This window comes from Leucobacter chromiiresistens (assembly GCF_900102345.1).
GTDB classification, from domain to species: domain Bacteria; phylum Actinomycetota; class Actinomycetes; order Actinomycetales; family Microbacteriaceae; genus Leucobacter; species Leucobacter chromiiresistens.
This window is the reverse complement of the sequence record NZ_FNKB01000002.1, coordinates 211,711-225,769: the sequence shown is the minus strand read 5'-3', so window position 1 is coordinate 225,769 and position 14,059 is coordinate 211,711. Positions and strand designations below refer to the sequence as shown.

Genomic DNA, 14,059 nt, shown 5'->3' with positions numbered 1-14,059 from the left:
GTTCGCTGGCGGAGTGGGAGGCGGGGGCCGGTCGTTGCTGCGGGTCAGCCCGCGCCGGGCAGCGCGAGGCGCCCGAGCGCGATGTCTCGCACGGTCTCGACGAGCAGGGGGCGCTCGAGCTGCTTGATGCGCTCGTGCAGATCGGCCTCCGTTTCGCCGGGCAGCACGTCGACGGCCGCCTGGCGCAGCACCGGGCCGGTGTCGACGCCCTCGTCGATGACGTGCACGGTCACTCCCGTGCGTGCGGCGCCTGCGGCGAGCGCGTCGCGCACGGCGTGGGCGCCCGGAAATTCGGGGAGCAGCGCGGGGTGGGTGTTGATGAGGTGCGGGCTGAAGGTGCGCACGAAGCCGGGCGGCAGGATCCGCATGAGGCCCGCGCTCACGACGAGTCCGCGGTCGGGGCCGGTGCCCACGTGGTGCTCCTGGATCGCGGCGGCGAGCACGGCTCCCCATTCCTCGCGCGTCGCCGAGTCTCGGGGGCGCACGACGAACGTCGGGATGCCCGCGGCTCTCGCGTGGTCGAGGCCGGGCGCGTCGGTGTCCGACCCGACGCAGGCGATCTCCGCCGGAAAGTCGGGGTCTGCGGCGGCGTCGATCAGCGCTTTGAGGTTGCTGCCGCCACCGGAGATGAGAACCGCGATTTTCAGCACCGCATCAGTTTACGCGACGGCGGTGACGCGCACGGCCGAGCGGCCGCTGAGCATGCGCGAGACGGGGCACCGTTCGTGGGCGGCTGCGGCGAGCGCGCGCGCCTCGTCGGGCGGAACGCCGACGAACCGCAGTTGCGCCTCGCCCGAGAACTCGTACCCTCCTGCGGCTCGCGCGTGCAGGGAGATCTCGGCACGGGCCTCGACCTCGATGCCGGGCCCGGCCACGACGCGCGCTGCGGCGTTGAGGCAGGTCGCCCACGAGAGCGCGAGCAGTTCCTCGGGGTTCGTGGCCCCCGCTCGGGCGGGCCCGGTCGGCGATGCGACGGTGACGCGCAGCCCGTCGCCCTCGATCCAGCTCTCGCCGTCGACTCCGTCGACGTTTCTCGCGGCCGCGGTGAACAGTGCGGGGGCGCTCCCCGCCGAGTCTTCGTGGTGGATCATGCTGCTCCTCGCTCCCGAATGGGCGCGCGACTTGCCCTGCCGCCCGCCAGCGCCTATCTTAGACCGAGTCTAAGTAATCCGCGTTCCTCTCCTCCTCGGGCGGTGTCTCATGAGTGCTCCGATTGCCGCGCCCGCGGCGGTCGTCTTCGACCGCGTCACGCGACGGTTCGGCATCGGCGAAGGCGCCGTCGACGCGCTCGCCGACGTCAGCCTCGACATTCCCCGCGGATCGATCTTCGGGGTGCTCGGCGAGAGCGGGGCCGGCAAGTCGACGCTGCTGCGACTCATGAACGGGCTCGACCATCCGACGAGCGGCCGGGTGCTCGTCGGCGGCACCGATCTCGCATCGCTCGCACCCCGCGAGCTGCGCACGATGCGGCACCGGATCGGCGTGGTGTTCCAGCACTTCAACCTGGTCGGCAACCTCACCGCGCGCGCCAATGTCGCGCTTCCGCTGCGACTGCAGCACCGGCGCGATCCCGAGCGGGTCGCTGCGATGATGGAGTTCGTCGGCCTCTCGGCGCTCGCGGATCGGCACCCCGCGCAACTCTCCGGCGGCCAGCAGCAGCGCGTGGCGATCGCGCGCGCCCTGGTCACCGATCCCGAGCTGCTGCTCTGCGACGAGCCCACCTCCGCACTCGACACGCACACCACCGCGGAGATCCTCGATCTGCTGCAGGCGACGCGCGCGGAGTTCGGAACGACCATCGCGCTCGTCACCCACGAGCTCGACGCCGTGCAGGCCGTCTGCGACGCCGCCGCGGTCTTCGAACGGGGGGTGCTGCTCGACACCGTGGCGGTGCCCCGCACCACCCGGCAGCGGGAGGAACGCTATCTCGATCATGTGCGGTCGAGGCTCGCATCGTGACGATCTGGAGCGAACTGCAGCGCGTCTTCGGCGAGCACGGCGCGGAGATCGCGCGCGCCATGAGCGAGACCGGCTACATGGTGCTCGCCTCGATCATCGTCGCGGTGCTCTTCGGCACGCCGCTCGGCGTCGTCATCTACCTCACGCGCGCGGGCGGCGTCATGCCGCGCCGCGGAATCTGGACTGCGGCGAACGCGTACGTCACCATCGTGCGCTCCTTCCCGTTCCTCCTCTTCGTCGTGTTCATGATCCCCGTCACCCGGCTGGTGTTCGAGACGAGCTTCGGCACCGTCGCGGCCACCTTCCCGCTCGGCTTCGTCGCGGTGGCCATCTATGCGCGGCTGACCGAGCAGATCCTGCTCGAGCTGCCGAGCGGTCTCCTGCTCGCCGCGGAGTCCATGGGCGCCAGCACCGTGCAGACCGTCTTCCGCTTCCTGCTCGTCGAGGGGCGATCCGGTCTCGTCTACGCGCTGACATCGGCCACCATCAGCTTCGTCTCCTACTCCACCGTGCTCGGCGTCGTCGGCGGCGGCGGCATCGGCGACTTCGCGATGCGCTACGGCTACCACCAGTACGACTTCACCCTCATGTACGTCACGATCGCACTCATCGTCGCGTGCGTCATGCTGCTGCAGAGCCTCGGCACGCGCGTCTCTCGCGCGATCGATCATCGCTGACGGCGCCGCCGGATCCCCCGACCCCAGATCACCCGCACCCGACAGGAAGCACCTCATGCATCGCCGTCTGACTCTCACCACCGCCACCGCCGCCATCGCCCTCTTCGCGCTCTCCGGGTGCGCCTCGGGCTCGAACTCGAACGCCGCCGGCGCCGACGGGGAGGGCACGCGCACCCTGAAGGTGGCCGCCACCACGACTCCCATGACGGACGTCGTGGAAGCGGCGGCCGAAGCCATCGAGCCGCCCTACGAGATCCAGCTCGTCGAGGTCGCCGACTACGTGCAGCCCAACTCGATGCTGCAGCACGGCGAGCTCGATGCGAACTTCGTGCAGCACCCCCCGTTCATGGAGGAGTTCAACGCCGGCAACGACGCGTCGCTCGTCGTCATCGAACCCGTCTACCTCACCGTCGTCGGCATGTACTCGAGCTCGCACGCGAGCCTCGACGATGTGCCCGAGGGCGGGCGCATCGTGATTCCGCAGGACACCTCGAATGCGGCGCGCGCGCTGCAGATGGTGGCGCAGGCCGGGCTCATCGAGCTCGATCCCGAGGCCGACACCTGGTCGGTCACGGTCGACGACATCACGGAGAACGCGCGGAAGCTCGAGTTCGTCGAGGTCGACATCATGCAGCTCTCCGCCGCCTACCCCGAGGCGGACGCCGTCTTCCTGCACGGCACCTTCGCCCGTCAGCTCGGGCTCACGCCCGAGGACGACGCGATCGCCACCGAGCAGGATCCCCAGTTCGCGGTGTCGCTCGTCTCGCGCGAGGACAACGCGGATTCGCCGGAGGTCGCGGCGCTCGCCGAGGCCTTCCACAGCGACGAGGTGCGCCGCGCCCTCGAGGAGGCCGACGTTCCGGTCGCGTTCTAACGCCGCTCCCGCGGCGCTGGCCCGAGCCCCGGCCCCGGCCCCGGCCCCGGCCCCGGCCCCGGTCCCAGCGCCGGCGCGATGGTGCGGTCGGCGAGCTCCCAGGGGCGGTGCCGCGCGTACAGCGCCTCCTCCTGAGCCGCCCAGCGATCCCAGTGGGGCGCGTAGACGTCGCCGTCCCGAGCGAGCGCCCGCCGCTTGCGCACCTCGGCATCGACCTCCAGCCACACGCTGCGCACGAGAGGATCGGCGGAGCCCCGCCCCGCGACGTCGGCGCCGGCCGCCCAGTGCCGCGCCGCGGCGAGGTTCGCGGCGGTGATGGCGCCGCAGCCCTCGATCACGAGCGGGGCGCGGGGCGCGATGCGCTCCCGGGCGCCGAACTCCCCCGCGATCCAGTCGTACACGCGGTAGGCGCCGGAGCGCAGGGCGCCCGCGAGCGCCTCCGACCCCTCGGCCAGGCCGTCCCAGCCCGGGTAGAGCGCCTCGACGTGCAGCACCTGCGCGGGCCTGCCCGCCGCTGCGCACGCCGACGCGACGCGCTCCGCGAGGCGGGTCTTGCCCGAACCGGAGCGTCCGTCGATGAGGAGCACGTCGGCGTCGATGAGCCGCATCAGAACTCCCGAGCCCCGTCGGTGCGCCACCGCTCGGCGAGCAGCATGATCCCCGCCGTCACAGCCCCGAGCACCACGGCCCCCGCGAGACCGGCGCCGTAGCTGCCCGGCGCCGGGTGCCCGATCAGTGCGGCGACGGCCACCGGCAGCGTCTGCTCGCCCGGCCGCACCAGGAAGGCGGTCGCACCGAACTCCCCGAGCGACGCCGCCCCGGCGAACCCGAGCGCGAGCCCCGCGGAGCGGCCGAGGAGCGGCAGGTCGATGGCGCGCAGCATCGCGAACGGGCCGGCGCCGAGCGACGCCGCCGCATCCCTGAGCTCCGGGGCGATGCCCCGCAGCACCGGCAGCAGTGTGCGCACCACGAGCGGCAGCGCCACGAGCGCCTGGGCGATTGGAATCAGCGCGGTCGAGGTGCGCAGGTCGAAGCCGATGCCGAGCGGGCGGTGCATCGTGAGCAGCAGCCCGAACCCGAGCGTCACCGCCGACACCCCGAGCGGCAGCATCACCAGACCGTCGAACGCCTCGATGCCCCGGCGCAGCATCGGCGCGCGCGGCCGACGTGAGAGCACGAGCGCGAGCAGCATCCCGAGCGCCATGGCGATGAGCGCCGCGACCACGGCGATCCGCAGCGATGCGACGATCGCCTCGACCACGGTTCCGTCGATTGGCAGGCCCGGCGGCGGATCCGCGAGCGCTGCATAATTCGCGAGCGTCCATGCGCCGTCGCGACCCGTGAACGATCGCGCCACCAGCGCTCCGAGCGGCAACGCGTGGAGCAGCACCACCGTCGCCCCGAACAGCACCAGCACCGGCGCATCGGCCCGTCTCGGCCGCTCGCCGCGGCCCCGCTCCTCGCGCAGCACCACCGCCCGCTCCCCCGCGCGACGCAGCCGCGACGACACGACGAGCGCCAGCGCCACGATCGCGAACTGGGCGATCGACAGCACCGCCGCACCGCGCAGGTCGAGGAACTGCACCGTCAGCCGGTAGATCTCGGTCTCCACGTTCGCGAACGCCGTGCCGCCGAGAATGAGCACGACGCCGAACGACGTGGAGCAGAAGAGGAACACCAGCGCGGCGGCCGAAGCGATTGCGGGGCCGAGCGCGGGAAGCGTGACCATGCACCAGGCCTGCGCGCGCGACGCGCCGAGCACGCGCGCCGCCTGCTCCGAGGTGTCGTCGAGACGCGACCAGAATCCGCCGACCGTGCGTGCGACGACGCCGACGTTCGGGAACGCGAGCGCGAGCACCACGGCGATGAAGCTCTGATCCCGCTCCCACGACGCGAGGGGCCCACCCGGGCCGAGCAGCGCGGAGAACGCGACGCCCACCACCACCGAGGGCAGCACGAAGGGCACGGTGAGCACCCCCTGCAGCAGCGCCCTCCCCGGGAATTCGAGACGGTACAGCGCGTACGCCGCCGGCACGCCGAGCAGCAGGGAGAGCACCGTCGCGAGGCCGGCCTGCGCGAACGTCTGCCCGATGACGCGCCACGTGCGCTCGGCGCCGAACACCTCGGGCAGGCCGCTCAGATCGAGCGAGCCCTCCTCGGTGAAGCCCGTCGCGACGAGCGAGAGCACCGGCCAGACGAAGAAGAGGGCGAGGAACCCGAGCGGCAGCGCGGCGGCCAGCGTCCACGCCGTGACGCCCCACGGGCCGAGTGCGGCACGTGGGGCGTCGCGGCCGATGCGGCGGATGGTTACAGCCCGATCTGCTCGCTCAGCGCCTTGAGCCAGGTCTCGCGGCCCGCCTCGATCTCGCGCGAGTCGAGGTCGTGGGTCTGCCCCGCCGCAGGCGACGGCGCGAACTGCGTCCACGCCGCAGGCATCTCGACCGTGCCGTCGACCGGGTTCATGTACATCGCGTCGGGGATGGTCTGCTGGAACTCGTGCGAGACGAGGTAGTCGACCACGGCGCGGGCGCCGGCCTCGTTCTCGGCGCCCTGCAGCACCCCGGCGTACTCGACCTGCCGCGTGCAGGTGTCGAGCAGGGCGGCCGTGCTCGACGCAGTGCCCGCCTCGTCGACCGTGAACGCCGGCGACGACGCGTATGAGACGACGATCGGCCGCGTCCCGTCCTCCCCGCCCTGCGTGAACTGGCCGTAGTAGGCGTCGCTCCACCCCTGCTCGATGCGCGCCCCGTTGTCGATCAGGCGCTGCCAGTAATCGGCGAACCCGTCCTCCCCGAACTCGGCGACGGTGCCGACGAGGAACGACGCGCCCGTCGACGACGCGGTCGGGTCGAGCAGCACGGTGAGGTCGCGGTACTCGGGCTTCGTCAGGTCGTCGTACGACGCGGGCGCGGCGAGCTGCTGATCCGCGAACCAGGCCGTGTCGATGTTGATGCACGTCGCTCCGTGATCCACCGCGACGAGGCCCGAGTCGGGATCGCCGTCGACCGCGAACCGCTCCGCGTCGCCCGGCAGGTTCTCGGGCGTGTACTCGACCACGACGTCGTTCTCGAGCAGACGCGAGGCGAAGATGTTGTCGACGCCGAAGAAGGCGTCCGCGATCGGTGCACCCTTCGTGAGCACGAGCTTGTTCGTCAGCTCGCCGCCGTCTCCGGCGGAGACGACCTGCACGTCGAAGCCCGTCGCGGCGCTCGCGGCGGCCGCGAAGTCCTCGTTCGGGAACGAGTCGTGCACGGCGAGCGTCACCGTGCCCGCGTCGCCGCCCGTCTCGTCGGCGTCGCCGGTCGCGCAACCGGTCAGTCCGAGCCCGAGCGCGGCGGCAGCGGCAGTCATGGTGAGTGCGGCACGTCGCACTCGTCGGGATGTGAGCGTAGGCATCATCGATGCGTCCTTCCTCCGCTGGCATGAACCAGATCAGGTGAACGGTCGGAGCTCGCGTGCTCCCTCTCAGCCCCGCGCGCCGGGACTCCCGTGGATTGCTCTCCTACCCTAACGCCCGCGCCCGGGCCAGCGCCAACCGGGTCGCCGCTCGGTCTCCGGCGGCTCCTCGTCTGCTGGTGCGGTCGGCGACTCGGCGTCCCACGCATAGGCCTGCAGCAGGGCGGCCTCGTCGGTCAGCTCGTCCGCACCCGGCGTCGCGTCGGCTGTCGCGCCGGGCTTCGGATCGGCGGCGGTGCCGGGCCGCGCGCTGCCCCGTGCGGGGCGCGCCAACTCCTCCGTCTCGAAGGATTCGGTGTCGAATGCGCCGGTGTCGTGGGCGTCGGTCTCGAAGGCGCCGGCATCGTGGGCGTCGGTCTCGAACGCGTCGGTTTCGAAGGCGTCGGTGTCGAACGCGTCGGTATCGTGGGCTTCGGTGTCAACCGCGCCGGTCTCGAAAGCTCCGGTTTCGAAGGCGTCGGGCCGCCCGGCGTCGCTCCACCGCGTCGCCGCGCTCCGGCGATCAGCGCCCAGCTCGAGCGCCTCGTCCACCGCGGCCTCGAAATTCACGTCCGCGTCGGCGTCCGGGGCACCCGGGGCGCCGGGGGCCTCCGCGGCAGCTGGCCGAGCACCGCGCACCCCTCCGATGCCGGGAATCGCGTCCGGCATGGCGGCGCGAACCTTCGCAGCGTCGAAGCGGCCCGCGATCACCCCGATCAGCAGCCCGCCGCCCACCTCGAGCGCGACGACGCCGCCCGTGAGCCAGGCGTCCGGTCCGTTCGAGGCGAGGCGATCCGGCCCCAGCGACCCGGTCGCGAGGGCGCTCGCACCGGCGACGCACAGCCCCACCAGTGCGGCTGCCAGCACCGTGATCACGAGGGCGGCGGGCCAGGATGCGCGGCGCAGCGCCGGCCGGCGGGCGAAGAGCACCCCGAGCACGAGGGCGGCCACGACGAGCGCACCCGGGGCGAACGCTCCCCGCTCACCCCACCCGTCGGGCAGCACGCCCAGCATCGGCAGCGCGGGGAGCGGGCCGAGCAGCGTCTCGAACGGCGTCACCGAGCTGCCCGCCCCGATCGCGAAACCGGTGCCCGACATCCAGGCGACGCTCCACACGATCGCGATCGGCATCAGCGCGACCTGCACGAGGAACAGCGTCAGCGATCCGATGGGGTCCAGCTGCAGGCTCTGCGCCAGCGCGGTCACATCCGCGTACCCGGTCGCGACGGCGACGGCGAAGGCGACCGCCGCGATACCGAGGACGAGCGCGAGGGCCGCCGCGGCGAGACGGAGCAGCTCGGCCGCACGACTCGGCAGCGCTGCGCCCGATCGCACCCCGAGGTACTCGATCGCGCGCAGGGCCTGGCGCACGCTCCCCTCCCACCACGGGTGCCCGTCGCGCCCCGCCCGCACGAGGAACGCCGCAGCCGAAGCGACGCCGTACACCGAGGCCGCGCTGAGCGCCGCCTGCATCGCCGTCCATTCGATGAGCGGCGCGGCGAACACGGACGCGACGAGGGCGACCGCCCCGAAGCCGACGATGCCGCCGATCACGCCCATCGCACCGACTCCGCCGCGCCCGGCGAAGCGCCAGCCCGCGCGCAGCGCGAGCAGCACCGAGATCAGCGTGATGCCGAGCGGGGCCAGCGACAGGGTGAAGTCGAGCGCTTCGGGCGCGAGCCCCAGGCTCAGCGCGGCCTCGGCCGACACCGAGAAGTGCAGGGGAACGAAGTGCGCGAGCAGCCACACGCCGGTTACGTCTGCGGCGACGGCGGCGGGCTCCGCCGCGAGACCGAACGTGATCACCCAGATCAGCACCGCGGGAATGGCGACGACGGCGATTCCGGCGAGCGCCACGGCGACCGCCTCGATTGCGGCGATCACCGCAGTCACCAAGGATCTCATTGCCAGAATCTTACTCCGACCCGCACTCCGAACTCCCTGCTCGCACCGCCCGCGCGATCCGCGCACGCGCCGCGACCGAGAACCGTCGAACGTCCTCTCCCGGGCAGCACGAAGACGGGGCGGCCTCCCGAAGGAGACCGCCCCGCCGACCGATGACGCCGGGCGCCTAGAGCGCGGTGAAGGCCTCGCGCAGCAGGTTCGCCGTCTCGGTCGGCGTCTTGCCGACCTTGACGCCCGCCGCCTCGAGGGCCTCCTTCTTCGCCTGCGCGGTTCCCGCGGAGCCCGACACGATGGCGCCAGCGTGGCCCATGGTCTTGCCCTCGGGCGCCGTGAAGCCGGCGACGTAGCCGACGACCGGCTTCGTCACGTTGGCCTTGATGTACTCGGCGGCGCGCTCCTCGGCGTCGCCGCCGATCTCGCCGATCATCACGATCGCGCGCGTCTCGGGGTCCGCCTCGAATGCGGCGAGCGCGTCGATGTGCGTCGTGCCGATCACGGGGTCGCCGCCGATGCCGATGGCCGTCGAGAAGCCGAGATCGCGCAGTTCGTACATCATCTGGTAGGTGAGCGTGCCCGACTTCGAGACGAGGCCGATGGGGCCCTTGCCCGTGATAGTCGCGGGCGTGATGCCGGCGAGGGCCTCGCCCGGCGTGATGATGCCGGGGCAGTTCGGGCCGATGATGCGGGTCTCGTTGCCGGTCGCCTGCGCGTGCGCCCACAGCTCGGCGGAGTCCTTCACGGGAACGCCCTCGGTGATGATGACGAGCAGCCCGATACGCGCATCGATGGCCTCGATCGCGGCGTCCTTGGTGAAGGCGGGCGGCACGAACGCGACCGAGACGTCGGCGCCCGTGGCCTCCATCGCCTCGGCGACCGATGCGAAGACGGGAAGCTCGACGCTGTTGCCGTCGGCGTCGACGTGCGAGACGGTCGTGCCGGCCTTGCGGGCGTTCACGCCGCCGACGACGTTCGTGCCCGCGGCGAGCATGCGCGCCGTGTGCTTCGTGCCCTCGCCGCCGGTGATGCCCTGGACGATGACCTTGGAATCCTGGTTCAGGAAGATCGACATGGTGGTTCTCCTACAGTCTTTCGTCTCGGCTCAGCGGGCGTTCGCGAGTTCGGCGGCCTTGTCGGCGCCCTCGTCCATGGTGGCGGCCTGCGTCACGAGCGGGTGCGCGGCCTCGTTGAGGATCGCACGGCCCTCTTCGACGTTGTTGCCGTCGAGGCGCACCACGAGCGGCTTGTTCGCCGCGTCGCCCAGCTTCTCGAGCGCCCCGACGATGCCGTTGGCGACGGCGTCGCACGCGGTGATGCCGCCGAAGACGTTGACAAAGACGGACTTCACCTGGGGATCGCCGAGGATCACGTCGAGCCCGGCCGCCATGACCTCTGCCGAGGCGCCGCCTCCGATGTCGAGGAAGTTGGCGGGCTTGACGCCGCCGTGGTTCTCGCCGGCGTAGGCGACCACGTCGAGCGTCGACATGACGAGGCCCGCACCGTTGCCGATGACGCCGACCTCGCCGTCGAGCTTCACGTAGTTGAGGTCCTGCTCCTTGGCCTTCGCCTCGAGCGGGTCCTCGGCGGACTTGTCGGCGAGCTCGGCGTGCTGCGGCTGACGGAAGTCGGCGTTCTCGTCGAGCGAGACCTTGCCGTCGAGGGCGATGATGTCGCCGGCGCCGGTGAGCACGAGCGGGTTCACCTCGACGAGCGTCGCGTCTTCGCCGACGTACACCTCGTAGAGCTTCTGGAATACGGGGACCACCTTCGCCACGAGCTCCTCGGGGAACTTCGCGGCGCGGGCGATCTCCTCCGCCTTCGCGGCGTCGATGCCGACGAGCGGGTCGACGGCGATGCGCGCGAGCGCCTCGGGCTTCTCGACGGCGAGCTGCTCGATCTCCATGCCGCCCTCGACCGAAGCCAGCGAGAGGTACGAGCGGTTGGCGCGGTCGAGCAGCACGGAGAAGTAGAACTCCTGCGCGATGTCGGCGCCTGCGGCCACCATGACGCGTTCGACGACGTGCCCCTTGATGTCGAGTCCGAGGATCGACTGCGCCGCCGCGAACGCCTCGTCGGGGTTCTTCGCCACCTTCACGCCGCCGGCCTTGCCGCGGCCGCCGGTCTTGACCTGGGCCTTCACGACGACCACGCCGCCGAGCTTCTCGGCGGCCGCGCGCACCTCTTCGGGGGTGTCGGCGACGATGCCGGCCAGTACCGGCACCTCGTATCGTTCGAATAGATCTCGTGCCTGGTACTCGTACAGATCCACGTACTGTCCTTTGCTTGGGAGTCGGGGTGATCCGAGGCAGAAAAATGTCTCGATGTCGAGGTAACTCGACCGGGGCTCAGCCTATCACCGCGCGATGGGCGAACCCCGACCGGTGCCGGGCTTGGCACGGTAGAGGGCCGCGTCGGCGCGGGCGAGCACGGCGTCGAGCGTCTCCCCGGGCTCGGCCGTCGCGATCCCCCACGACCACGCGAAGTCGGAGCTCGCGCGCAGGCGCCGCAGCCGATCCTCGACCGATGCCGCGTCGCCGCGGAGCACGAGGGCGAACTCGTCTCCCCCGAGCCGTGCGACCAGCCCGCCGTGCCGCGCGTGCGCTCCGCGCCGCTCGACGAGCTCGTTCCACGCGCTCACGCTCGCCGAGAGCGCCGCGTCTCCGGCGATATGGCCGCCGGCGTCGTTCACGCCCTTGAAATCGTCGAAGTCGAGCATGGCGACGGTGACCGGCTCGCCGCGTCTGGCTGCGCGCCGCCGCACCGCTCCGGCGAGATCGTGCAGCCCCCTGCGGTTCAGGGCTCCGGTGAGGGAGTCGAGACAGGCCTCCTTGCGCAGCTGCCGCTGCACGGTGCGCGCCCCCTCGAAGCAGAACAGCGCGACGAGGATCGCGTACACGATCATGATGCGCGGGTCTGCCACGCCGCCGCCGAGATCGGGGTTCAGGAAGAGGATGGCGAGCAGCCGCACGACCCCGAACGCGATGAGCGCACGGCCGAGGGCGGCCGGGTAGAACCAGCCGATGTAGAGCGCGATGAGCGGCAGTTCGAGCAGCGCGTTGATCTCGGCGTGCACGTGGATCGAGGCGAGGAGGAAGTAGGTGGAGAGGGATTCGATGCCGGCGAATACGATGAGCCCGGCCCACCGCGGGTAGTGATGCCCGAGCGCCAGCGGCAGCACCGTGGCGATGCTATAGAAGGCGAGCCACAGCGAGACCGCCGAGCGGTTGAGGTGGGGGTGCGGGAGCAGGAGATCGAAGACGAAGACAGTGGCGAGCAGCAGCGGCACCGCCGCACTCGTGTACGAGAACGGGGTCTGCCGGCGGTTGAAGCGCTCCCAGGCGTCGCGCAGCGCACTCCGGACGGTTCTGGCGCGGCGCTCACGCACGGTCGACCTCCTGCTTGCTCCGCTTCTGCTGGTACAGCGCCGCGTCGGCGCGCATCAGGAGCGCGGCGATGTCGTCGCCCGGGGCGTACTCGCTCGCGCCCCACGACCACGGGTGCGGCGACGTCGCGTGCAGCCGCTCGGCGATGGCGTTCGCCTCGGCGAGCTCCGTCTCGGGGAGCAGGATCGCGAACTCGTCGCCGCCGAGCCGGCCGACGACGTCGCCGCTGCGGAGCTCGATGCGCCAGGCGGCGACCGTCGATTCGAGGGCCAGGTCGCCGGCGGCGTGACCGCGCGCGTCGTTGATCTGCTTGAAGTCGTCGAAGTCGATGGCGAGAACGCTGAGCGGTGCCGACGTGCGCTGCAGTCGGGCGGCGGCGCGCTCGGCGAACGGCGCGCGGTGCAGAGCGCCGGTGAGGGCGTCGGTGGCCTCGACGCGTTTCGCGCGCCGCCAGAGGTAGTTGCCCGCCACGTAGCAGAAGAGCAGGCTCAGCAGTCCGTGCACGGCGACCGGCGCGCCGATCCGCCCTTCCGTGTGGAAGAGCGGGTTGGTGAACGACACGATGCCGAACACGGCGATGCTCAGCGCGATCAGCGGCCCGGCGAGCCGCGGGCGGACGAACCATCCGAGGTAGAAGGCGACGATGGGGAGCTGCTGCATGGCGGAGACGACGGTCTGCGGATCGGCGGCGAGGCTCAGGAAGTACCCCTGCGCCGCCAGGAATACGAGCACGGCGGTGATGCCGACCCATCGCGGGAGCCGCCGGCCCATGACGAGCGCCGTCGTCGCGCCGCTGACGGTGATCGCGAGCAGCACCCAGTTGAGCCAGGGCTGCGTCATGTTCACGTGGAAGATGAGGTCGATCGCGAGGGTGAGCGACATGAGTGCGCCCGCGAAGGTCACGTACCACGAGTGCGCATCGTGCCTGCGCAGCAGCGCGGTCGCCGAGGGCATACTCCACCCCTTCCGACGTCGTGTGCCGCCCCGAATTCCCACCAGCCCGCATACAGGCTACACATCTCCTCGCCCGCCGTACATACGCGCGCCGCCCGAGCGCTCCCACCGAGCGGCGGCCTCTTCCGTTCTCTCAGCGATGGAGAATACACTCGATCGCGCTGTGGCCGCCGCCCGCCCGCTCCGGGGCGGGTGTCCGAGTCGGCGCAGCGGGAGAGAAGTCACGTGAGCACTGCCGAGGAGAACCGCCCCGAGGGCCTGCGCGCGCGGAAGCGCCGGCGCACCGAGAACGCGATCGAGTCGTCGGCGGTGCATCTCGCGCTGGAGCTCGGGGTCGAGCACGTCACCGTGGAGGCCATCTGCGAGCGCGCGGACATCTCCCGGAGCACCTTCTTCAACTACTTCCCCTCGCGCGACGACGCCATCGTGGGGCGCGCCATCGAGATCCCCGACGGCGAGGCCGCCTTCTCGGTGCTGGACTGCACCCCCGACGATCTGCCGCTCGGACTGTTCCGGCTGCTGTTCGCCGCGATCGGCCACCGCAACGTCAATGCGGATCTCGCTCGGGATCGGATGCGTCTCGTCTCCGAGCAGTACGAGGCCGGGCGGCTGATGATGATCTCCATTCTGGAGTCGGGCTATCAGCTCGGCGCCGTCGCGACCTCCTGGCTGCGCGCGCACCCCGAGCATGCGAAGCTCGATTCGCCGGAGCGCGAGTCCGCGTTGGCACTGGCCCTCGTGCACGGGGCGATGACCGCGAAGATGACGGAGTGGACTGCCGCGAGCGGCGACGTCAGCGCCGAGGAGTCGGACTTCCTCCGCATCGCCGACGACTTCCGCGCGCTGCTCGGCTGACGGCGCGCTGCGTCGGGCTG

14 protein-coding genes and 1 riboswitch are annotated in these 14,059 nt (G+C 71.6%); of the genes, 4 read left to right on the top strand and 10 right to left on the bottom strand.

Features of this window, described 5'->3' with window-relative positions:
- Positions 1 to 44 precede the first annotated feature (44 nt).
- Together purN and BLT44_RS14065 are read right to left on the bottom strand one after the other, a co-directional pair.
- Positions 45 to 650 (bottom strand): phosphoribosylglycinamide formyltransferase, encoded by a 606-nt coding sequence (gene purN / locus BLT44_RS14070; RefSeq protein ID WP_010156471.1) that lies wholly within the window; start codon positions 648 to 650, stop codon positions 45 to 47.
- 9 nt (positions 651 to 659) lie between these two features.
- Complete coding sequence (locus BLT44_RS14065; RefSeq protein WP_010156470.1) at positions 660 to 1,091, bottom strand: OsmC family protein; 432 nt, start codon at positions 1,089 to 1,091, stop codon at positions 660 to 662.
- A gap of 109 nt (positions 1,092 to 1,200) precedes the next feature.
- Here BLT44_RS14065 and BLT44_RS14060 point away from each other — a divergent pair, with 109 nt between their 5' ends.
- From BLT44_RS14060 to BLT44_RS14050, 3 genes are read left to right on the top strand one after another with little or no spacing between them, the layout of a single operon-like run.
- The gene (locus BLT44_RS14060; RefSeq protein WP_010156469.1) at positions 1,201 to 1,959 is read left to right on the top strand and encodes a methionine ABC transporter ATP-binding protein; all 759 of its coding nucleotides are present in this window, start codon (positions 1,201 to 1,203) and stop codon (positions 1,957 to 1,959) included.
- Complete coding sequence (locus BLT44_RS14055; protein ID WP_010156468.1) at positions 1,956 to 2,636, top strand: methionine ABC transporter permease; 681 nt, start codon at positions 1,956 to 1,958, stop codon at positions 2,634 to 2,636. Before BLT44_RS14060 ends, BLT44_RS14055 begins: the two co-directional genes overlap by 4 nt.
- A 55-nt stretch (positions 2,637 to 2,691) precedes the next feature.
- Positions 2,692 to 3,510 (top strand): MetQ/NlpA family ABC transporter substrate-binding protein, encoded by an 819-nt coding sequence (locus tag BLT44_RS14050; RefSeq protein ID WP_010156467.1) that lies wholly within the window; start codon positions 2,692 to 2,694, stop codon positions 3,508 to 3,510.
- Here BLT44_RS14050 and BLT44_RS14045 read toward each other — a convergent pair.
- The 8 genes from BLT44_RS14045 to BLT44_RS14010 all read right to left on the bottom strand — a co-directional run bounded on the left by BLT44_RS14045 (position 3,507) and on the right by BLT44_RS14010 (position 13,184).
- Positions 3,507 to 4,118: a nucleoside/nucleotide kinase family protein gene (locus BLT44_RS14045; RefSeq protein ID WP_074690424.1), complete on the bottom strand. Its 612-nt coding sequence runs from the start codon at positions 4,116 to 4,118 to the stop codon at positions 3,507 to 3,509. The genes BLT44_RS14050 and BLT44_RS14045 overlap by 4 nt on opposite strands.
- Positions 4,118 to 5,698 carry an ABC transporter permease gene (locus BLT44_RS14040; RefSeq protein ID WP_010156465.1) on the bottom strand — a complete coding sequence of 527 codons (1,581 nt, stop codon included), beginning with the start codon at positions 5,696 to 5,698 and terminating at the stop codon, positions 4,118 to 4,120. The genes BLT44_RS14045 and BLT44_RS14040 overlap by 1 nt, the downstream gene beginning before the upstream one ends.
- Before the next feature lie 119 nt (positions 5,699 to 5,817).
- Complete coding sequence (locus BLT44_RS14035; protein ID WP_010156464.1) at positions 5,818 to 6,861, bottom strand: thiamine ABC transporter substrate-binding protein; 1,044 nt, start codon at positions 6,859 to 6,861, stop codon at positions 5,818 to 5,820.
- Positions 6,862 to 6,902: 41 nt separating this feature from the next.
- Positions 6,903 to 7,011, bottom strand: a riboswitch (TPP riboswitch).
- A gap of 6 nt (positions 7,012 to 7,017) precedes the next feature.
- Positions 7,018 to 8,850 carry a cell division protein PerM gene (locus BLT44_RS16090; RefSeq protein ID WP_155819056.1) on the bottom strand — a complete coding sequence of 611 codons (1,833 nt, stop codon included), beginning with the start codon at positions 8,848 to 8,850 and terminating at the stop codon, positions 7,018 to 7,020.
- Positions 8,851 to 9,016: 166 nt separating this feature from the next.
- Complete coding sequence (gene sucD / locus BLT44_RS14025) at positions 9,017 to 9,919, bottom strand: succinate--CoA ligase subunit alpha (RefSeq protein ID WP_010156461.1); 903 nt, start codon at positions 9,917 to 9,919, stop codon at positions 9,017 to 9,019.
- A 30-nt stretch (positions 9,920 to 9,949) separates the two neighbouring features.
- Positions 9,950 to 11,116, bottom strand: a complete 1,167-nt coding sequence (gene sucC, locus BLT44_RS14020) for an ADP-forming succinate--CoA ligase subunit beta (protein WP_010156460.1) — start codon at positions 11,114 to 11,116, stop codon at positions 9,950 to 9,952.
- A gap of 84 nt (positions 11,117 to 11,200) precedes the next feature.
- Positions 11,201 to 12,232: a GGDEF domain-containing protein gene (locus BLT44_RS14015; protein WP_010156459.1), complete on the bottom strand. Its 1,032-nt coding sequence runs from the start codon at positions 12,230 to 12,232 to the stop codon at positions 11,201 to 11,203.
- Positions 12,225 to 13,184: a GGDEF domain-containing protein gene (locus BLT44_RS14010; protein WP_010156458.1), complete on the bottom strand. Its 960-nt coding sequence runs from the start codon at positions 13,182 to 13,184 to the stop codon at positions 12,225 to 12,227. Before BLT44_RS14010 ends, BLT44_RS14015 begins: the two co-directional genes overlap by 8 nt.
- A 225-nt stretch (positions 13,185 to 13,409) precedes the next feature.
- Here BLT44_RS14010 and BLT44_RS14005 point away from each other — a divergent pair, with 225 nt between their 5' ends.
- On the top strand, positions 13,410 to 14,039 hold the full coding sequence (locus BLT44_RS14005) for a TetR/AcrR family transcriptional regulator (protein WP_010156457.1): 630 nt from the start codon (positions 13,410 to 13,412) through the stop codon (positions 14,037 to 14,039).
- The last annotated feature ends 20 nt before the right edge of the window (positions 14,040 to 14,059 follow it).